Annotated in this window: 20 protein-coding genes; all 20 read left to right on the top strand. The window is 42.4% G+C overall.

What is annotated here, in order from left to right; translation table 11 throughout:
• Window positions 1-8: 8 nt before the first annotated feature.
• A complete protein-coding gene (acpS, locus tag QZL64_RS09720) occupies window positions 9-371 on the top strand; it encodes a holo-ACP synthase (protein ID WP_021841803.1) in 363 nt (120 codons plus the stop codon).
• A 117-nt stretch (window positions 372-488) separates the two neighbouring features.
• A complete protein-coding gene (locus tag QZL64_RS09725; RefSeq protein WP_021841804.1) occupies window positions 489-2,039 on the top strand; it encodes a bifunctional ADP-dependent NAD(P)H-hydrate dehydratase/NAD(P)H-hydrate epimerase in 1,551 nt (516 codons plus the stop codon).
• A gap of 123 nt (window positions 2,040-2,162) precedes the next feature.
• On the top strand, window positions 2,163-3,146 hold the full coding sequence (locus tag QZL64_RS09730; protein WP_021841805.1) for a ComEC/Rec2 family competence protein: 984 nt from the start codon (window positions 2,163-2,165) through the stop codon (window positions 3,144-3,146).
• 375 nt (window positions 3,147-3,521) lie between these two features.
• The gene (locus QZL64_RS09735) at window positions 3,522-4,748 is read left to right on the top strand and encodes an N-acetylmuramoyl-L-alanine amidase family protein (protein WP_441351093.1); all 1,227 of its coding nucleotides are present in this window, start codon (window positions 3,522-3,524) and stop codon (window positions 4,746-4,748) included.
• Window positions 4,749-4,753: 5 nt separating this feature from the next.
• Window positions 4,754-5,320, top strand: a complete 567-nt coding sequence (locus QZL64_RS09740) for a GerMN domain-containing protein (RefSeq protein ID WP_021841807.1) — start codon at window positions 4,754-4,756, stop codon at window positions 5,318-5,320.
• Between the two features lie 203 nt (window positions 5,321-5,523).
• Window positions 5,524-6,504, top strand: a complete 981-nt coding sequence (gene thiL, locus QZL64_RS09745; protein ID WP_021841808.1) for a thiamine-phosphate kinase — start codon at window positions 5,524-5,526, stop codon at window positions 6,502-6,504.
• Window positions 6,505-6,509: 5 nt separating this feature from the next.
• The gene (gene tsaE, locus QZL64_RS09750) at window positions 6,510-7,031 is read left to right on the top strand and encodes a tRNA (adenosine(37)-N6)-threonylcarbamoyltransferase complex ATPase subunit type 1 TsaE (RefSeq protein ID WP_021841809.1); all 522 of its coding nucleotides are present in this window, start codon (window positions 6,510-6,512) and stop codon (window positions 7,029-7,031) included.
• A complete protein-coding gene (gene tsaB, locus QZL64_RS09755) occupies window positions 7,015-7,800 on the top strand; it encodes a tRNA (adenosine(37)-N6)-threonylcarbamoyltransferase complex dimerization subunit type 1 TsaB (protein WP_021841810.1) in 786 nt (261 codons plus the stop codon). Before tsaE ends, tsaB begins: the two co-directional genes overlap by 17 nt.
• On the top strand, window positions 7,796-8,251 hold the full coding sequence (gene rimI / locus QZL64_RS09760; protein WP_374041967.1) for a ribosomal protein S18-alanine N-acetyltransferase: 456 nt from the start codon (window positions 7,796-7,798) through the stop codon (window positions 8,249-8,251). Before tsaB ends, rimI begins: the two co-directional genes overlap by 5 nt.
• Window positions 8,248-9,288 carry a tRNA (adenosine(37)-N6)-threonylcarbamoyltransferase complex transferase subunit TsaD gene (gene tsaD, locus QZL64_RS09765; protein WP_021841812.1) on the top strand — a complete coding sequence of 347 codons (1,041 nt, stop codon included), beginning with the start codon at window positions 8,248-8,250 and terminating at the stop codon, window positions 9,286-9,288. The genes rimI and tsaD overlap by 4 nt, the downstream gene beginning before the upstream one ends.
• Window positions 9,289-9,309: 21 nt before the next feature.
• The gene (locus QZL64_RS09770; protein WP_021841813.1) at window positions 9,310-10,803 is read left to right on the top strand and encodes a sensor histidine kinase; all 1,494 of its coding nucleotides are present in this window, start codon (window positions 9,310-9,312) and stop codon (window positions 10,801-10,803) included.
• 105 nt (window positions 10,804-10,908) lie between these two features.
• Window positions 10,909-11,484 carry an ANTAR domain-containing response regulator gene (locus QZL64_RS09775; protein WP_021841814.1) on the top strand — a complete coding sequence of 192 codons (576 nt, stop codon included), beginning with the start codon at window positions 10,909-10,911 and terminating at the stop codon, window positions 11,482-11,484.
• Window positions 11,485-11,695: 211 nt separating this feature from the next.
• Window positions 11,696-11,983, top strand: a complete 288-nt coding sequence (groES, locus tag QZL64_RS09780) for a co-chaperone GroES (RefSeq protein WP_021841815.1) — start codon at window positions 11,696-11,698, stop codon at window positions 11,981-11,983.
• A 79-nt stretch (window positions 11,984-12,062) separates the two neighbouring features.
• Entirely contained in the window at window positions 12,063-13,691 is a 1,629-nt protein-coding gene (gene groL / locus QZL64_RS09785) for a chaperonin GroEL (protein ID WP_021841816.1), read from the top strand.
• Between the two features lie 196 nt (window positions 13,692-13,887).
• The gene (locus QZL64_RS09790; RefSeq protein ID WP_021841817.1) at window positions 13,888-15,141 is read left to right on the top strand and encodes a diaminopimelate decarboxylase family protein; all 1,254 of its coding nucleotides are present in this window, start codon (window positions 13,888-13,890) and stop codon (window positions 15,139-15,141) included.
• 369 nt (window positions 15,142-15,510) lie between these two features.
• Window positions 15,511-16,254 carry a Fe-S cluster assembly ATPase SufC gene (gene sufC, locus QZL64_RS09795; RefSeq protein ID WP_006556777.1) on the top strand — a complete coding sequence of 248 codons (744 nt, stop codon included), beginning with the start codon at window positions 15,511-15,513 and terminating at the stop codon, window positions 16,252-16,254.
• A gap of 9 nt (window positions 16,255-16,263) precedes the next feature.
• Window positions 16,264-17,673, top strand: coding sequence for a Fe-S cluster assembly protein SufB (gene sufB, locus QZL64_RS09800; RefSeq protein ID WP_021841818.1), 1,410 nt, complete (start codon window positions 16,264-16,266; stop codon window positions 17,671-17,673).
• A 9-nt stretch (window positions 17,674-17,682) separates the two neighbouring features.
• Window positions 17,683-18,732, top strand: coding sequence for a SufB/SufD family protein (locus tag QZL64_RS09805; RefSeq protein ID WP_021841819.1), 1,050 nt, complete (start codon window positions 17,683-17,685; stop codon window positions 18,730-18,732).
• 22 nt (window positions 18,733-18,754) lie between these two features.
• Window positions 18,755-19,984, top strand: coding sequence for a SufS family cysteine desulfurase (locus tag QZL64_RS09810; RefSeq protein WP_021841820.1), 1,230 nt, complete (start codon window positions 18,755-18,757; stop codon window positions 19,982-19,984).
• 37 nt (window positions 19,985-20,021) lie between these two features.
• The coding region (locus tag QZL64_RS09815) for an iron-sulfur cluster assembly scaffold protein (protein WP_296309527.1) at window positions 20,022-20,224 on the top strand (203 nt) is incomplete at its 3' end.

Genomic DNA, 20,224 nt, shown 5'->3' on the forward strand with positions numbered 1-20,224 from the left:
GATGAAATATGAAACTGGGAACAGATATTATTGAAATCGCGCGCATCGAACAAGCCGTGGCTAAAGACTCTTTTGCCAAAAGAGTCTACACCGCTCATGAACTTGCCTATGCCGAAAGTCGCGGGAAACAAAAGGCGGCTTCCTTAGCAGGTATGTATGCGGCTAAAGAAGCGTTTGTAAAAGCCTTAGGCATTGGCTTCAGGCAGGGGACTTTTCAGGACATAGAGATTCTACGCGATGAATATGGAGGACCCTTTATACGGTTAAACGGTGTTTTTAAAGATATATTCGATCAAAAAGGGTTTACGTCCCTGCAACTATCTATCAGCCATTGCCGAGACTATGCAGTGGCTACGGTAGTAGTACTCTAAAAAGTTAGTATTTTGCAGTGTTAACCCGCTTATATAAAAGCGGTGTTATAGATGTCATGACTTAGAAGAAGATATAAAGTCATCGACGATATTTATTTTATGTAGAAAGGAGCTACTATGCGTATCTTAGCGAAGGAAGAGGCTAAATTCATCGATCAATGGGCTGTTGAAAAAGGCGGTCTGCCATTAGCGGTATTAATGGAAAATGCCGGTCGTGGTGTGGCGGAAGCCATTGTGGAAGCATTTGAAGAGATTGAATCACCCCTAGAGATTGTTATTGTTGCCGGTAAAGGCAATAATGGGGCAGATGGTTTGGTGGCGGCTCGACAGTTGGAAGAATGGGGTCATGAAGTTCGTATTGTTATCCCCAATGATGATAGTCATGCTTCAGAACTTTTTGACCAACAGATGGCGGCTATTGATGCTTTGGAAATTCCGGTTTTAACAATTGAAGACGGCGATGTTTTCGAAGCGGCCGATGTGATTGTGGACGGTTTGGTAGGTACCGGTTTAACCGGCGAATTACGCGATTCTATTCAGGAAATCTTGGATCGCATAGAAGCTCATGTAGAAACCTATCCCGATACTTTGTTGGTAGCCATTGACGTTCCGTCCGGCATGAACAGCAATACCGGGGCTGTTGCCAATGGTACGATGGCCATGGATATAACTGTTACTTTTGGAGCGCCTAAGATTGGTATGTTACTATATCCGGCCCGTTCCTATTGTGGTAATATTGCGGTTAAAGGTCTTGGCTTTTCCCGGGAAATGGCTTTACTGGATGATGAAAACAAAAATTACCCAACCGAATTGATTACACCGGATTTAGTGGCCGCTTTATTACCGGAACGGGAAGAAACCGCTCATAAAGGTACCAATGGACATACATTGATTATCGGCGGTTCTGACGGTATGATTGGGGCACCTCTTTTGGCAGCGGAAGCAGCGGTACACGCCGGTGCCGGTAAAATAACAGCTGTAGTGCCATCGGATTGCTTAAAAATGCTACAATCTAAAATCATGCCGGAAGTGTTAACCGGATCGTTCGGCAGTTTATTGCATTTACGCATGCATGCTTCTGAAAAAGAAGCGGTTGCTATCGGACCGGGCTTTGGTCGCAGTGAAGAAAGTATGACGCTTGCTAAAACCTTTATAACAACTACGGATGCGCCACTTGTTATCGATGCTGATGCACTTTGGGCAATCGGCAATATGGATACTATAGGCGACGAATTTGCTAAGCGCGATTTCCCGGCCATTTTAACACCGCATCCCGGTGAATTTGCTCGTTTAACGGGGCTTAGCGTGGAAGAAATTGAAGCAAATCGTGTAGAAATTGCTCGTCAATTTGCTTTAAAATACAAAGTTGTTTTAGTTCTTAAAGGGGCGCCGACCGTAGTCGCTTCACCGGAAGGGCTTGTGGCGGTAAATTATAGCGGCAATGAAGGTATGGGCACCGGTGGCATGGGTGATACCTTAACCGGTATTATTGCCGGGCTCTTAGGCCAGGGCCTCGAAGAATTGGAAGCGGCTATGGCCGGGGTATATCTCCATGGCGCGGCCGCAGATGCTCTTTACGAGGATAGAAACTTCGGTTACACGCCGTCTGAAGTAAGCCGTCAGTTGCCATATACCATAACTGAATTATTAGATTTTGATGTGGAATAAACAATAATCCGTTATTTAGCGGTAGTTCATAGAGAATAGCTGCCGCTAAATAACGACTGATCTTTAGCTACTCATAGTTATGGTAACATTGTTCTTTTGGTGTTTTAATTTGTTAGGTGAAGTATGCAATTGAATAATAAATTTTGGGCAAAATATTTAGCCATAGTTTTTGCCTTTTTAGTAAGTTTCTTCGCGCTTACCGGATGCAGTGCTGCTTCCGGTACGACAATCGGGGATAGTTTTAATAAAATTCTTGAAACAGGCTCTAATATCATTGGTAATAGTTCCTCTAATTCCGGTGGTAGCAGTTCGGCGGTTTCCGGTACCCTTGACGTGTATACCTTGGACATCGGTCAAGGGGATGCACATCTTATTAAAGTGGGCGATGAATATACTTTGATTGACACAGGTGATGTAGATCATCGTGACAGCCTTGTGGCTCAATTAAAGAAGTACAATGTGAAGTCATTAAAAAACGTAATAATTACGCATCCGCACTCAGATCATTTAGGTGGCTTTCATGCACTTATTGATGCAGGGATTCCTATTGAACATGTGTATGATAATGGTATGAAATATAAAACTTCTGTGTATAATACATATGCAAAAGATACGGATAAGAAAAATTTAAAACGAATTGGTTTATATAAGGGAATGACTGTTGATTTAGGTAAAGATGCTCAGTTTGTTGTGTACGCACCGGAAGAAGGTCAGTATATTATGGATAAAAAAGGCCAACCGGATCCTAATGATAATAGTATTGTAGGTAAGCTTGTATTTGGTAAATTTTCTATGTTATTTACCGGTGATGCATCAAGAGCTGAAGAAAATAAACTGATTAAGGAAGAAAATACTAAATTATTCAGTCGCATATTAAAAGTAGGTCATCATGGCAGTGCAAGCTCATCTCAAAAGGACTTTATACGCTCTGTTCGTCCCGAAAAAGCTGTTATTTCCGTAGGCTTACACAATGATTATGGTCACCCTACTTCACAAGCATTACAGCGTCTAGCAGCCGAAAATGTAATGGTATATCGTACCGATACACAGGGCACAATTCGTATTCACACGGATGGCAATACTTGGCAGGTAACAACGGAACGTTAATATTAGCTATGGTTACAAAAATCAAATTGCATGCGCTGTTATTGACTTTTAAGTAATAAATTTTCCATATTAAGAAATCTTGTCAAGTAAAAATTTAAAATTTCATAATAAGAACATACGCTCCTCGTTACTCTTCGAAACCCTTCTATATAGGCTTTGAGAGTAGGGGGAGCGTATGTTTGTTTTGTGAATGATATGTGAAAATGCAGCAAAATCAAGGGGTCTCTGAAATCTTGTGGTATAATTAAGTAAACATGCCCAAGGCTTTAAGCCGATAGTTAGGCTTTTTGTACTGCTTATGGGTATATAAAAACGAACACAAAGATATTTAGAGATAGTTTGACCGGCCATTGTAGTGTGTGGCCATTGATAGGAGTGAGATTGTTGCGTAAAATATGGTTTGCCTTAGTAATGGCAGTAATGATTTTGCCTTTATGGGCTATGAGCGTCAGAGCGGCAGATGTGACAGATGTGACCTGGGTAACGCGTTCTGATGCACCAATTCCGTTTGTACGTGTCGTTCTTAGTTTGACAGCACCGGTTGAAGCATCGGCTTCTATTAATAAAGCCGGTACTACCACAACCGTACAACTTAAAAATGTAAAACTTAAAACCGATGATACGTCGATTACGATGGATAAGAATATCGTAACTAATGCGAAATTATCGCAAGACGGCAAGAATGTTAATGTTGTGTTAAACACACCTAAATCAATTGATGTAGGCGATGTAAATGTGTTTTCCCTAAAAAAAGATAAAGCCAACAATCGTCCCGATCGTATGGTCATTGATATTCAGCAAAAAGGGGTAGCACCGCGCAGCGTATATTACGGTTCCGATAAGAATGTTAAAAATACGGCGACCAACAGTGCTACGGTAAAAACAAACAAAAAAACAACGACTAAGAATACATCCACTAAAACAACCAATACTAAGGCAACAGCCACTACAACACCTAAAAAGCCGACCGTCATCGCAACGGCCAGTCAGCCTAAAGCTGTGACAATCGACTATCGCACCAGTGGCGGTATTGCCGGTAAAGTAATTACCATTGATCCGGGTCATGGCGGTAGTGATCCCGGCGCTATCGGACCTAACGGGACGATGGAAAAGGACATCACCTTAGCTATTTCCAAGAAGTTGAAAGCGGCCTTGGAAGCTAAAGGAGCTAAGGTTAATATGACTCGTACTACTGACGTGGACGTATACGGCCCGAATGCTTCCGGCCCTGATGAATTACAGGCTCGTGTTGATGTGGGGACGGCTAATAAATCCGATATCTTCGTAAGTGTTCATATCAACTCCTTCAGCAATCCGAATGTAGGTGGTATTTCCACATACTACTATGATAAAACTCAGTATGATACACGGTTAGCTTCACGCATTCAGGCAAAAATTGCCGATGAATCCGGTTTTGCCGGTGACCGCGGTATCCAACCGGGTAACTTGTATGTATTGCGTCGTTCTCTCATGCCGGCTATTCTCTTGGAATTAGGTTTTATTTCCAATCCTAAGGAAGAAGCACTTCTGAAAAAAGCCGATGTACAACAACAATTTGCTGACGAAGTGGCAGCAGGTATTGAAAGTTATTTTAGGGGGTAAGTGATATGATACGTAATGCAAAATTATTTGTTACAACCCTCTTAGCTGTTATGGTGTTAGTTGTAGCCGGGTGCAGTCCTACAGCGAGCGGTTCCGAACTTAGTAATAACCAGGCTGTAGCAAGCTCAAGCACGTCTAAATCTCAGAGCAACGCTAATACAGATAAAATGGCCCAAATGGTTATTTATGTACCCCGTGATGACGGTAGAGGCGTACGCCCTCAGACAATTACGGTAGACAGTGATAAGAAAACGTTGAAATACGCGATTTCATTCCTCTTTGATGAAGACAGCCGTCAAAGCTATCCCGTATTTCCTAAAAATGTTGAAGTCAAAGACGTAAACATTAAAGACGGTTTGGCGAAGATTAATTTGTCTAAACAATTCCTTGACGGCGGCCAGGTAGATGGTTTGAGTGCCCAGCTTCGTTTGGCATCCATCATCAATACGGCTACCTCCTTTGACAATGTTAAAAAAGTACAGCTATTGGTCGAAGGTAAGACTGTCAATCTGTACGGCGGTTATGATCTGAGCGAACCTATGGGGCGCATGGAACAACAAATTGTAAAATAAAGGCAGTGACATAAATCACTCAATGTAAGCAACAGCTGTATCGCGTAGTTCGGTACAGCCGTTGCTTTTTTATTGGGTTCAATTTGACTGTTACTAAAAGGTGCTTATCGTTACTAATAAACCGTACTGATGATACGCACTGCGTATAAAAATATGCTATAATAAATAAGATTCGAACATGAGTTACCTACGGAGGGAGAACGATGAAAGTATCCGAACGTGGCGAATTTGGCTTTATTGATACGATAAAATCAAATACAATCATAAATCCTGAAACCATTGTGTGCGGCATCGGTGACGATTGTGCGGTGTATCGCACGACTCACGATTATGACCAACTCATAACGACGGATATGATGGTAAAAGGTATACATTTTTCCGATAAAACGACAGCCCCTTATGATGTGGGCTATCGCTTAGGGGCGGCTAATATCAGTGATATTGCGGCCATGGGCGGTACGCCTCGGCAGGCTGTAATTGCTGCCGCTATGCCGCCTGATACAGAGATTGCGTATATGGAAGCGGTGTATGAAGGCTTTAAAACAATCTGCCATACCTACGACGTAAATATTGTAGGCGGTGATACGGTGACCACTAAAGGTCCTTTGGTACTTAATGTGACCGTAGTCGGCGAAGTACCGGCCGGTGAAGCTGTTCTTCGCAGTGGCGCTAAAGCGGGTAATTTAGTCGTTGTTACGAATACAATCGGTAGTTCGGCAGCCGGATTGGCCGCTTTATTAGCGGACCTTGAGGGCTTTAATAGTATAAAAAAAGTTCATCAACGCCCGGAACCACAGGTTACTTTAGGTAATTGGCTCCGTGAACATAGAGCTACCTCGCTTAACGATATTAGTGACGGCCTTGGCAGCGAACTGAATGAAATTGCGAAAGCATCGAAGGTTAATCTGTTGATTGATGAAACGGGCATACCGCTTCACAATGAATTAATTGAGGCGGCTAAGGCATTAGGAACTCATCCCTTAGCTTGGGCTTTTTATGGGGGTGAAGATTTTCAGCTCGTAGGCACAGTGCCGAGTAGTTTAGCTGAAGACATAAAAAAACACCCTCAGATTCACTGTATTGGCCGTGTAGTGGCGGGCATCGGTGAAGTATGGCTTACTACTGCTGACGGAAAAGAGGAATTAGTAGAAGCCAAAGGGTATGACCATTTTAAAAAGGAGTGACGGCAATGACAACTATTGCTTCTCAGAATAAAATAGCGGTAATGGCATGTAAAACTCTTACCGTAGATGATACGATAGCCTTAGGGCGTCAATTAGGCCGTTTTATGGCCACGATGGCACAGCAGGGTAGACCGTTATGTGTGGCGTTAATCGGCGATTTGGGAACGGGGAAAACTCATTTTTCACAAGGTGTTGCAGAAGGTTTTGGCGTTACGGAGGAAGTAACGAGCCCAACTTTTGCTTTAGTGAATACATATGAGACGATGAACGGTACGTTATATCATTTTGATGTGTATCGCCTCGATGATGAATCGGAGCTTGAAAATATCGGCTTTGGGGAATTTACGGAGGATACCTTGAGTATCGTTGAATGGGCCGATAAGTTTCCTGATGCCTTACCGTTAGAAGTATTAGAAATCAGTTTAACCGCTGAAACCGACGGCAGCCGTTTAAGTTTATGGCGGACGGCCGAACTTTCAGAGGATGAACTTTTAGAGATTGGAGGAACCTATGTATTTAGGAATTGAAACGAGTAGCGCCGTATCGAGCGTAGCTGTCATGGATGACCAGCGCCTAATCGGTGAATTGACGGTCCAAGCGGGTCTCACGCACTCGGAACAGTTGGTACCTCATATAGAATTATTACTTAAACAAAGCGGCGTAGCAAAAACAGCGCTCACCGGTATCGCTGTAAGCATCGGTCCCGGTTCCTTTACGGGCCTTCGTATCGGTATGGGGACGGCCAAGGCGTTAGCCTATGCTCTTAATATTCCGTTACTGGGCGTTATGACCATGGATGGGATTGCTCATAATTTTTGGCAATTTAGCGGTGTCTTGGCCATTATGGTCGATGCGCAAAAGAAGAATGTTTACGAAGGTCGTTATCGTTGGGTAAACGGAAAGTTAGTATGCGAACAAGAGCCTACGGTGAAAACTCGCGATGAAGCACTTAAAGCCTTAGCGGCGCTTGATGAGCCGGTTATCTTAGCCGGTGACGGTATCATTAAATTCGGACATACCCTGGCTGATTACGGACCTAATTTGCAACTGGCTTCGCCGGCGTTACGGATTCCTAAGGCGTCAGGTGTGTTGCTCGCTGCCATGCCCCGTTTCTTAGCTGAGGCGCCGGATGAAGCGGCTCATGTGGTGCCGTATTATATTCGTCGCTCCGAAGCCGAAGTTGTTTGGGATGCGAAACATCCTGAGTTGGTTGCTGCCGGCAAGGTACCGAATCCAACGGTTGTTGTTACCGAAGCGGCTACGGCGTTAGCCGATGAGGTTAAAAATCATGATTAATTTGCGTAGAGCCGAGGCTCATGATGCGGAAGCTATTTTTGAAATTGAGAAAGCCTGTTTTTCAGTCCCTTGGTCTATGGAAGCTATTGAAACGGAACTGGCAGAAACGGACCAGCGTATGTACATGGTTATCGAAGTAGACGATAAAGTTATCGGTTATGCCGGCGCTTGGTTGGTACTCGACGAAGGGCAGATTACGAATATCGCTATTGCACCCGAATACCGTCGTGACGGTTACGGCGCCATGATGACTCGTAAATTAATCAGAGAATTGTTCAAAAAAGGTATGAACGAAATATTTTTAGAAGTGCGTATATCCAATGTGGCGGCCCTTACTATGTATCGCCGTTTAGGTTTTACCGTAAAAGGCCTACGCAAGGGTTATTACACAGACCCCGTGGAAGATGCGTACATTATGTCATTAATAAAAGAAGAGGAGGCCTCGGTATGAAAGTATATACCCTAGCCATCGAAAGCAGTTGTGATGAAACATCAGCGGCTGTGCTGGTAAACGGCCGCCAAGTATTATCCAATGTTATATCCAGTCAGGTGCCGATTCATCAAAAATTTGGCGGCGTGGTACCTGAAATTGCATCTCGCCATCATATAGAGCAGGTAATTCCCGTAGTTGATCAAGCTTTGGCTGATGCGGGCGTAACATTAACAGATATTAATCATATCGGTGTTACCTATGGCCCCGGTTTGGTAGGATCTTTATTAGTTGGTGTGGCCGCGGCTAAAGGCTTGTCCTTTGCTACAGATATTCCTTTAATCGGTGTGCACCATATGGAAGGCCATATTTTTGCTAATTTCTTGGCTCATCCCGATTTAGAACCGCCATTTTTAAGTCTTGTTGTATCCGGTGGTCATACCATGCTTGTGGTAGTTAAAGACTATGAAACATTTGAAGTACTCGGTCAAACTCGTGATGATGCAGCGGGTGAAGCATTCGATAAAATTGCTCGTGTCATGGGTTATCCCTATCCGGGAGGCCCTCAGATTGAACGGGTAGGGGCCGATGGGAATCCGACAGCTATTGAGTTTCCCAAAGCCTTGCAGGAAAAAGGTAATTTTGAATTCAGTTTCAGTGGTTTGAAATCGGCTGTTCTAAATTACCTTAACAGTGCTAAACAGAAAGGCGAAGCCATTAATGAAGCAGATGTGGCCGCTTCTTTTCAGCAAGCTATCATTGATGTATTGGTTGAAAAGACAATCGAAGCGGCTCATGCTACGGGGCAAACTAAAGTAACATTGGCCGGTGGTGTTTCTGCTAACCGTCATTTACAAGATGCTTTAGCCGCGGCTTGTGAAAAAGAAGGGTTAACCTTCTATCGACCAAGCTCCATTTTGGCTACCGACAATGCGGCTATGATTGGCTGTCGCGCTTACTATATGTCGTTAGCCGGCAAATTTGCCGACTTACATTTGAATGCAAAACCATCGATTCCATTGGGCCAAACACCACCTTTGAAATCTATGCCGATATAATTAAATTAAGGAGCGGTACTTATGGTTATGAAATTACAGGACAGTGAAGTGCGGGATACATTAAAACTGCATACGGATTTATCCGAACCGCAGCAGCGTTTAATGCGTAATGTAGTTCGCTTACTGCCATTTGCCGCCTCACTACCGCAACAGGACGTTTGTGTATTTACTATGGCTAAGGACGAGCAGATTCTTGTTTTTGGCCATATCAAAGATTGGCCACAGGCTGAGATTATGCCGGATATCCGTTTATTGAAACCTTATGAAGTCGGTCTTTGGCAAGATTTATTGCATACGGGCCGTTCGGTTAAAGGCTTTATGGAACGAAAACACGGGCAATTGGCACGCTTATTGGCCTTTCCCATTGTGGATAACGGCGGTAAATGCATCGGTGGTATTGCTATGCTTCATAACGGCTTAGAGCCTCATACGGAAGAGCCGCTTATGGCGGCTTCCGATGTATTGGCAGAGACGACCTACATGGCAATGATTGTGCCACAGCAAAATCAAGCTGAACTGTATACGCCATTGTCCTATCAGGACGGCATTATTATTTTTGACGAAGCAGGCATCATTCTTTATGCCAATGAAGCGGCGTCACATTTGGTAGACTTATTGGGCTTCGACAGGCGGTTGGTAGGTACATCAATTTATGGCGGTTCCTTGAAGATGAGTTGGGTTAAACAGGCAATCCGTGATCATCGAGGTGCTGTGGCCGAAGAAATTTACGGCGATATTATCGTGGAGCAGACTATCTTACCGATTAATGCCGGCACCCGAGCAAAACGGAGCTTTTTGTTTTTAAAAGATAAAACAGCCTTGCGTCGCAAGGAACAGGAGTTAATGGTTAAAAACTCCGTTATTAAAGAGATTCACCATCGCGTCAAAAATAATCTGCAAACCGTAGCCGGTTTACTGCGCATGGAAGCTCGTCGTTCCGACTCGGACCAAGTTAAAAAAGCACTTCAAGAAGGCGTCAGCCGTATTGAAAGTATGGCCCTTGTCCATGAAGTTATATCTCATTATGAAGAGGATTATATTGAACTTCGTACGATTGCGGAGGAATTAATTCGCTTGTTGAAACGATCATTTTTTCGCAGTGAAGACAATGTACAATGCGAATATATAGGTGACAGCATATTACTATCATCACAGCGTGCCGGTTATGTATCCTTAATTCTAAATGAGTTAATATCCAATAGCTTTGAACACGGTTTCGGTTGTTTAAAAACAGAAGAAACCATTAGTTCCGGATCTATGGTTGTGGCGGGATACCTGACTAAGGGCCTTATTACACTTACTGTGACGGATAATGGCTGTGGTTTGCCGGATGATTTTGATGTAAAGGCTTCTAGACGATTAGGCTTACAAATTATTCAAAATTTAGTGACCAACGAATTGGGTGGTACCATGACCATTGAAGATCGAGCGCACCGGGATGAGATGCAAGCTGATGCGGCTCGAAAGAGTGCACCGCATCAAGGAACGATTGTGACCATAACATTTCCGGAATGAGTCATTACGCTTACAATAGCATCAGCTGTTTATAACAGATATCGATGCTTACAATAGTTACCTATATAGAAAAAAGAGTTTGAGATTAAGAGAGAGGCAACGCGTATGAAGGTTTTAATTGTAGATGATGAATCTTTAATTCGCATGGATTTACGTGACCAGTTGGAAGCGGCCGGTTACGAAGTAGTGGGGGAAGGTAAAAACGGTGTGGAGGCCTTAGCAAAGGCTAAAACATTGCAACCCGATGTAATTTTAATGGATGTGAAAATGCCGGAACTGGATGGCATTGAAGCAGCCCGGCAAATTCGCCATCATAATTGGGGTCCCGTAGTTCTTTTAACGGCCTACAGCCAACAGGATCTTGTAAAAAAAGCGGGGGAATCCGGTGTTTATGGCTATTTAATCAAACCGGTTCGGGAAGATCAACTGGGACCTACTTTAGAAATGGCATTTCACCGTTTTCAGGAAGACATGCAGTTAAAGTCGGATATTGAGGGACTTGAACAAAGCTTAGAAGAACGTAAATTAATAGCTCGCGCCACCGGCATCTTACAAGATTTATACAAAATAACGGAGGAAGCCGCTTATGAGCGTTTACGAGCTTATAGCATGGATAAACGAATAACAATCAGTGCAACTTGTGAAAAGATTATTGCAGCTGCCAAGAAACGTCGTGTATAGCACGGCGTTTTTTCTATTAAAAAGTCAAATAATATATGCGACAAAAGATAAAATTTTAGTAAAAAGTCAAAAAATCAAAAATAATACTTGCAATTATTTTCAATTCGGCTATAATAATACTTGTAGTTAGCACTCGATGTTAGTGAGTGCTAATAAAATAAATAATCAAAACTACTAATTTAAATCTATTAGTACAAAGGAGAGATTAACAATGATAAAACCTTTAGGCGACCGTGTTATAATTCGTGTCCTTAAAAAAGAAGAAAAAACAAAAAGTGGTATCTTTTTACCGGATACAGCTAAAGAAAAACCTTCCGAAGGTGAAGTAATTGCTGTAGGTGCCGGCAAAGTATATGACAACGGACAGCGTGTTGCTCCTGAAGTAGCAGTTGGTGATAAAGTAATGTTCTCCAAATATGCAGGTACAGAAGTAAAAATTGATGGTGTTGACCATCTCGTAATTAGCGAACGCGATATTTTAGCTATTTTAGAAAAATAATATATCTATAATAACAACGATTCTCTAATTTATATATTCAATGAGATCTGCCGCAAGGCAGTATCAGGAGGTAATAGACATGGCAAAAGAAATTCTTTTTAATGAAGATGCTCGCCGCGCTTTAGGCCGTGGTGTTGACGCATTGGCAAATGCAGTAAAAGTTACGTTGGGACCTAAAGGCCGTAACGTAGTATTAGATAAAAAATTCGGTGCTCCTACAATCACTAACGATGGTGTAACCATTGCTCGTGATATCGAATTATCCGATCCATTCGAAAACATGGGTGCTCAGCTCGTTAAAGAAGTAGCAACCAAAACTAACGACGTAGCCGGTGACGGTACTACAACAGCTACTGTATTGGCTCAGGCTATGATTCAAGAAGGTATGCGTAACGTAGCAGCCGGTGCTAACCCAATGATTTTGAAAAAAGGCATTGAATTAGCTGTTAAAACTTTAGTAGAAGAAATCAAAAAGAAATCTATTAAGGTTAACGGTAAAGAAGATATTGCTCAAGTAGCTTCCGTATCTGCCGGTGACACTGAAATCGGTGGTCTTATTGCTGAAGCTATGGAAAAAGTTGGTAACGACGGCGTTATCACTGTTGAAGAGTCCAAAGGCTTACAGACAGACCTTTCCGTAGTAGAAGGTATGCAATTTGACCGCGGTTACATTTCTCCTTACATGGTAACCGACCCTGACAAAATGGAAGCCGTTATGAACGACCCTTACATTTTGATCACTGACCGCAAAATCAGCGCTATTGCCGATATGTTGCCAACCCTTGAAAAAGTGGTAAAACAAGGTAAAGAATTACTCATCATCGCTGAAGATCTTGATGGTGAAGCATTGGCTACTTTGGTAGTTAATAAATTGCGTGGTACTTTCAAAGCCGTTGCTGTTAAAGCGCCTGGTTTTGGTGACCGTCGTAAAGCAATGCTCGAAGATATCGCTATCTTAACCGGTGGTACCGTAATTACTGAAGATATGGGCCGCAAATTAGACAGCGTTGAATTGGAAGACCTCGGTACAGCTCGTCAAGTACGCGTAAGCAAAGACGAAACTGTTATTATCGACGGTGCCGGCGACAACGAAGCTATTAAACAGCGTGTTGCTCAGATTAAAAACCAAGTGGAAGAAACTACTTCCGAATTCGATAAAGAAAAACTTCAAGAACGTTTGGCTAAATTGTCCGGCGGCGTAGCTGTTATCGAAGTTGGTGCTGCTACCGAAGTTGAATTGAAAGACAAAAAACTCCGCATCGAAGATGCTTTGAACGCTACTCGTGCAGCTGTTGAAGAAGGCATCGTAGCCGGTGGCGGTACTACCCTTATCGATATCTTACCTGCTCTTGAAACGTTGAAAGAAGAAGGCGATGTTCAGACCGGTATTAACCTTGTAAAACGTGCTGTTGAAGAACCTCTTCGTCAGATTGCTTACAACGCAGGTTTAGAAGGTTCCGTAGTTGTTGAACGCGTTAAAAATACTGACGCTGGTGTTGGTTTCAACGCTTTGACTGAAGAATATGTTGATATGGTTAAAGCCGGTATCGTTGACCCAGCTAAAGTAACTCGTTCCGCTCTTCAGAATGCAGCTTCCATCGCTTCCTTGGTATTGACTACTGAAAGCATCGTAGCTGATAAAGTAGAAGAAAATGCTCCGGTAGCACCTGCTATGCCTCCAATGGGCGGCATGGGCGGTATGATGTAATAAATCTACCAAACCTAATAAATACTTAATATGCAATAGCAAATAGAGTTAAATTTTAAAGATGGTGACTAAGTTAAATCTTGGTTGCCATCTTTTTTATATCCTTTTTTCTATAGAATTGACTACAGGCTATGAAATTAAGTATAATCTTACATAGAAGTTATTCGACAGGTATTAATATTGAGGAGAGAGATAGATGAATGAAAAAACATTGCCCGTGTCGGCAGAGCGTTTAGAAGAGATTATAGCGGAGTATCCCACGCCGTTTCATATTTACGATGCAAAAGGGATTGTAGATAATATTCGTCGGTTTATTAAAGCTTTCAGCTGGGCGAAAGATTTTAAAGAATACTTCGCCGTTAAAGCAACGCCAAATCCTTATATCATGCGCTTATTGCAAAAAGAAGGGGTAGGTGCAGACTGTTCCTCTTTGGCTGAACTTATTTTGTGTGAAAAAGTCGGTATCACGGGGGACGATATCATTTTTTCATCCAACGACACACCATATGAAGAATATGCCAAAGCCATGGAAATGGGCGCCATTATCAATCTTGATGACATTACTCATGTGGCCTATTTGGAAAAACACGGCGAATTGCCGAGCCGTTTGGCCTTCCGTTATAACCCGGGGCCGTTAAAACACGGCGGTAATACGATTATCGGCTTGCCGGAAGAAGCGAAATACGGTATGACCGGCGATCAGATTATTGAAGCTATTAATTACTGTAAAACTCGCGGTGTTAACCGTTTCGGCTTGCATACCATGGTTGTGTCCAATGAGCTTGATATTACAGGACTCATCGGCACGGCTGAATTGATGTTTGATTTAGCCCTTCGTGTGAAAAAAGAAACGGGCATCGAAGTTGACTTCATCGATTTTGGTGGCGGTATCGGCGTGGCCTATCGTCCGGAAGAAACGCCGGTGGATTATGATGCCTTAAGTGCCGGTATCAAAGAAGCCTATGAAACTATGATTATCGGTAACGGCCACAGCCCGATTTCATTGGCCTTTGAATGTGGTCGTATGGTAACCGGCCCTTACGGTTACTTGGTAGCCACCGCGATTCATCGCAAAGATATTTACAAGCACTACATCGGTCTCGATGCTTGTATGGCCAATTTGATGCGTCCTGCTTTATATGGTTCTTATCACCATATTACGGTAGTGGGTAAGGAGAATGCGCCACTTGATCATGTATATGATGTAACCGGTTCGCTTTGTGAAAATAATGACAAATTTGCCATTGACCGTAAATTGCCGAAGATTGATATGGGTGACCGCATTGTTATTCATGATGCCGGTGCACACGGTCATTCCATGGGCTTTAACTACAACGGTAAATTGCGTTCCGCGGAATTACTCCTTAATGAAGACGGCAGCGTAACCCAAATCCGTCGAGCCGAAACCTTAGATGATTTATTTGCAACATTGGATTTCAGTGATTTATAGTAAAATTTCTATCTTTTTACTGTAAACTGTGATATAATTAATTAGTATTGAAACAGTGTGAGTCTGATTTTTCAAATGTTAAAAAATCTAATAAGAGTCATATTTTTTCATAATATTTAAAATATTCAATAATTATAAACAAATTCATAGTATTTTAGTAGAAATTAACTTGCGCAGTAAACAGTTAGATTGTATAATGTTTATTAGGAATAGATGTTGTAAGAATTGCTGTTTACCGAAGTGGTAGAATAATTTTGCTGATAAGGCGGTGTTTCACTTTGGTGGGATACCGCTTTTTTTATAACATTTAGCAATTAAGCTATTTATGACTTAACTATATAATTAATTTATAAAAGGAGTGACTGTACAGTGTCAGAATTACTTCGCGTAGAAAATCTACACGTGTCCGTAGAGGGCAAAGAAATCCTAAAAGGTATCGACTTAACAATTAATAAAGGTGAAATTCATGTAGTAATGGGTACTAACGGTGCCGGTAAATCCACATTGGCCAATGCTATCATGGGTAACCCTGTATATGAAGTAACCGAAGGGACTATTACCTTTGACGGTGAAGACATTACCGACGAAGCCGTTAACGATCGTGCTAAAGCCGGTATTTTTATGTCCTTCCAGAACCCGATTGCCATTCCGGGGATTACGGTAGAAAATTTCATTCGTACCGCAAAAGCAACTGTAACCGGTGAAAACGTACGTGCTTTGGCTTTCAAAAAAGAATTGAAAACTAAAATGGATGAATTATCTTTTGACGCATCCTATGCACAGCGTTATGTAAACGAAGGTTTCAGTGGCGGCGAACGCAAGAAGAACGAAATTTTACAAATGTCCGTATTGAACCCTAAATTGGCTATGCTCGATGAAACTGACTCCGGTCTTGACGTTGACGCCGTTCGTATCGTATCCGACGGTGTAGATCGTTTCCATACGAAAGATAATGCTGTACTTATCATTACTCACCACAACTCCATTTTACAGAAATTAAAACCTGATTTCGTACACGTATTAATTGATGGCCGTATTGTAAAAACAGGCGACGCATCGTTAGTGGCTGAAATCGAAAGCAAAGGCTATGATGCTTACAAAGCGTTAGTTTAGGAGGCACTCATGGAAACTAGAAAGAAAACATATGTGGAGGACATGGACCGTGGCGTCTACGATATAAAGAATGAATTCGAATATTCTTATAAATCTGATGCCGGCTTAACGGAAGATATTATCCGCGAAATATGGGAAAATAAAAACGAACCTGAATGGATGCTTGATTTCCGTTTGAAATCTTTGCGCATTTATAATGAATTGGATATTCCAAACTGGATTCCGGATATTAGCGGTCTTGATATGGCTAATATTGTTACCTATGTTAAACCGAAAGTTGACATGAAAGGTGACTGGAACGAAGTTCCGGAAGATATTAAGAGCACATTTGACCGTTTGGGGATTCCGGAAGCGGAAAAAACGTCCCTCGCCGGTGTAGGTGCTCAGTATGACTCCGAAGTTGTATATCACAGCATTCAGGAAGATCTTGTAAAACAAGGCGTAATTTATACTGATATTGAAACAGCGCTTCATGAATACGAAGACATTGTTAAACAATACTTTATGACCTTGGTGCCACCAACCGACCATAAATTTGCTGCGTTGCACGGCGCTGTATGGTCCGGCGGTTCCTTCGTATATGTACCGAAGGGTGTACAAGTAGATATTCCGCTTCAGTCCTATTTCCGTTTGAACGCACCGGGCGCCGGTCAGTTCGAACACACTTTGATTATCATTGAAGAAGGGGCTAAAGCACACTTTATTGAAGGTTGCTCCGCACCTAAATACAATGTAGCCAACTTACATGCCGGTTGTGTTGAATTATTTGTTAAAGATAATGCGACACTTCGTTATTCCACCATTGAAAACTGGTCTAAAAACATGTACAACTTGAATACAAAACGTTGTACCGTTGGCAAAAACGGCACCATTGAATGGGTATCCGGATCCTTCGGTTCCAAGGTATCCTGCTTATATCCAATGAGTATTTTGGCCGGTGAAGGCGCTCATTGTGAATTTACCGGTGTAACTTTTGCCGGTGAAGGTCAGTACTTGGATACCGGTGCTAAAGTTGTGCATGTAGCACCTCATACTACCTCCAATATTAACTCCAAATCTATCTCCAAGAGCGGCGGCGCTGCTATTTACCGCGGTGTATTGAACATCGGTAAAAAAGCAGAACACGCGAAAGCAACCGTTTCTTGTGAATCTTTGATGTTGGATGAAATTTCTCAGTCTGATACAATTCCTTCCATTTCTATCGAAAACGACAATGTGGACTTGGGTCATGAAGCTAAAATCGGTCGTATTTCCGACGAAGCTATTTTCTACTTGATGACTCGCGGTATCAGTGAAGAAGAAGCACGCGCCATGTTGGTACGTGGTTTCGTTGAACCGATTTCCAAAGAATTACCGTTGGAATATGCCGTAGAAATGAATAATTTGATTTCCTTAGAGCTTGAAGGCTCTATCGGTTAGGAGGTACAGATGAGTAATGTATTATTTAATGAGCTCCCAAGACCTACTTTCCGGTGGTTACAAGTAAATCATACTGAAGGTACGGTTGCCGGTGGCGATACAGCTGCAGCAGTTACGGTCAGCGCCAATGAAGGGGTTGTAACCGAGCTTACTGCTAAAGCCTTGTTAAAAGCTGATTTTGAAGGAGCGGAAGCCACTTCTTTAAAAGCGGTTACCGATGATTTTACTAAAGGCATGGCTATTACAGTGCCGGCCGGCGGTAAAGAAAAAGTAATTATCACGATTGATGCCGAAGGTAAAAGCGTAGGCGACAGAACTCGTTTGGCTATCGACGTGGCTAAAGATGCTTCTTTAGAAGTATTATATGTAGTTAAAGGGGAAGCCGAAACCGGTGGTTTAAACCTTTTAACCGAAGTAAAAGCAGCTGAAAATGCTAACGTAGTTTTCAAAAAAGTACAGCTTCTCAGTGAAGGGGTACAGCAGATTGAACATCGTTACAGTCAATTAGCGGCGAACAGCAAAGTAGAATACTTGAACGTAGAATTGGGCAGCGGCGAAAGCTTCTTGCACTATACGCAAGATCTTGTAGGTGAAGAAGCTCACATTGTTCATGATTTAGCTTACTTGGGCGACAATAACCAGAAATTCGATATTTCCATGCTTATGTCCCATGTAGCACCTAAATCCGTCAGCGATATTCATGTGCTCGGTGCGTTGGGCGATAATGCAAAAAAATCATTCCGCGGTACCTTGGATTTCATTCGCGGCAGTATTGCTTCCGAAGGTGCGGAAGAAGATACTTGTGTATTACTTGATCCGACTGTTAAATCCGTATCCTTACCGTTATTGCTCTGTAAAGAAGACAATGTAGTAGGTAACCATGCGGCCAGCGCCGGTCAGCTCGATAAAACTAAATTATTCTACTTGATGAGTCGTGGTTTCAGCGAAGATGAAGCTAAACATATTATTGTAGAATCCATGTTGCGACCTGTTATTGATCGACTTAATGATGAAGAATTAGAAGAGATTGTATTGCAAGCCGTACGGGCCAAAATTTAATTGAAGAATAAGAGGGTGTATTATGAAGTCGATTGCAGAAGCTTATAAAGATTTTCCTATATTGCAAAGGGAACATAAGGGTCATCGCTTGGTGTATTTAGACAGTGGCGCTACGACTCAGGTTCCGGAATATGTAATTAATGCATTGGAAACTCATTTAAAGAATCATAACGGTAATCCGCATCGCGGAGCTCACATATTGGCTGTGGAAGCATCAGAAGCATATGAAACAGCTCGTGACACGGTGCAGCGATTTATTAATGCCAAATACCGTGAAGAAATCGTATTGACACGTAATACTACGGAAAGTCTCAATTTAATTGCTTTCAGCTATGGTATGCATAATGTAAAGAAAGGCGACAAAATCGTAATTACCGTTGCCGAACACCATGCCAACTTGGTGACCTGGCAACGTGTAGCCGAAACTACGGGCGCTACTTTGGAATATATGTATCTTGATGAAAGCGGTCATCTTAAAGATGGTGAAATGGATAAAATTGACAGCCATACTAAGATTGTAGCCTTTGCTCATGTAAGCAACGTACTCGGTATGGAGTTCCCGGTAGCAGAATTGACTAAACGGGCTCATGATGTAGGCGCCGTAGTCGTTCTTGACGGGGCTCAATCGGCACCTCATAAAAAGATTGATGTACAGGCCTTGGATTGCGATTTCTTCGTTTTCTCCGGTCATAAAATGTGTGCGTCCCAAGGTATCGGTGTCATGTACGGTAAACGTCATTTATTAGAAGCAATGCCACCATTCTTATTGGGTGGTGACATGATTGAGTATGTGCAAGAACAGAGCACTACTTACAATGAAGTACCATACAAATTTGAAGCCGGCACGCCGAATGCACATGGTGCCGTAACATTGAAGGCAGCCATCGAATACTTGGAACAGTTTGGTATGGACAATATCAACGCCTATGAAAAAGAGTTGGTAGCCTATGTATTGCCTAAACTTGTGGCGATTCCGCATGTTCATGTATTAGGATCCGAAGATCCGCAAGAAAAGCATGGCGTTATTGCTTTTACTATTGATGATGTACATCCTCATGATGTGGCTACGATTTTAGACAGTTATGGCGTCTGCATTCGTTCCGGCCATCATTGTGCTCAACCTCTTGGCGCGTACTACAAAGTACCGGCCTCGAACCGTATGAGCATGTACGTCTACACTCGTAAAGAAGACCTTGATATTTTCTTGGACGCTGTTAAAAAAGTAAGACCTACCATGGGCTTTGAAGATTAAACACAGGTTACAGTAAACATAGAAGGAGTTCCTTAGTATGGAGATGGATCAGTTATATACTGAGTTAATTTTAGAACATAATCAGGATAAACGTAATAAGCGCTTATTGGATACATTTACCGTATCTGAACATGGTCATAATCCAAGTTGTGGTGATGACTTGACGTTGCAGGTCGATGTAGAAGATGGTATCGTAAAAGATGCAGCTTATACCGGTTCCGGTTGTGCCATCAGCCAAGC

Origin of the sequence: Veillonella sp. CAG:933 (genome assembly GCF_000431435.1) — a bacterium.
GTDB lineage: Bacteria > Bacillota > Negativicutes > Veillonellales > Veillonellaceae > Veillonella_A.

Coding starts and splice junctions, on each gene's coding strand:
- QZL64_RS09725 (WP_021841804.1), top strand. CDS start 489: ATGCGTATCTTAGCGAAGGAAGAGGCTAAATTCATCGATCAATGGGCT.
- groL (WP_021841816.1), top strand. CDS start 12,063: ATGGCAAAAGAAATTCTTTTTAATGAAGATGCTCGCCGCGCTTTAGGC.
- sufB (WP_021841818.1), top strand. CDS start 16,264: ATGGAAACTAGAAAGAAAACATATGTGGAGGACATGGACCGTGGCGTC.
- tsaD (WP_021841812.1), top strand. CDS start 8,248: ATGAAAGTATATACCCTAGCCATCGAAAGCAGTTGTGATGAAACATCA.
- QZL64_RS09730 (WP_021841805.1), top strand. CDS start 2,163: ATGCAATTGAATAATAAATTTTGGGCAAAATATTTAGCCATAGTTTTT.
- QZL64_RS09790 (WP_021841817.1), top strand. CDS start 13,888: ATGAATGAAAAAACATTGCCCGTGTCGGCAGAGCGTTTAGAAGAGATT.
- acpS (WP_021841803.1), top strand. CDS start 9: ATGAAACTGGGAACAGATATTATTGAAATCGCGCGCATCGAACAAGCC.
- tsaE (WP_021841809.1), top strand. CDS start 6,510: ATGACAACTATTGCTTCTCAGAATAAAATAGCGGTAATGGCATGTAAA.
- QZL64_RS09740 (WP_021841807.1), top strand. CDS start 4,754: ATGATACGTAATGCAAAATTATTTGTTACAACCCTCTTAGCTGTTATG.
- groES (WP_021841815.1), top strand. CDS start 11,696: ATGATAAAACCTTTAGGCGACCGTGTTATAATTCGTGTCCTTAAAAAA.
- QZL64_RS09775 (WP_021841814.1), top strand. CDS start 10,909: ATGAAGGTTTTAATTGTAGATGATGAATCTTTAATTCGCATGGATTTA.
- tsaB (WP_021841810.1), top strand. CDS start 7,015: ATGTATTTAGGAATTGAAACGAGTAGCGCCGTATCGAGCGTAGCTGTC.
- thiL (WP_021841808.1), top strand. CDS start 5,524: ATGAAAGTATCCGAACGTGGCGAATTTGGCTTTATTGATACGATAAAA.
- QZL64_RS09810 (WP_021841820.1), top strand. CDS start 18,755: ATGAAGTCGATTGCAGAAGCTTATAAAGATTTTCCTATATTGCAAAGG.
- QZL64_RS09805 (WP_021841819.1), top strand. CDS start 17,683: ATGAGTAATGTATTATTTAATGAGCTCCCAAGACCTACTTTCCGGTGG.
- QZL64_RS09770 (WP_021841813.1), top strand. CDS start 9,310: ATGGTTATGAAATTACAGGACAGTGAAGTGCGGGATACATTAAAACTG.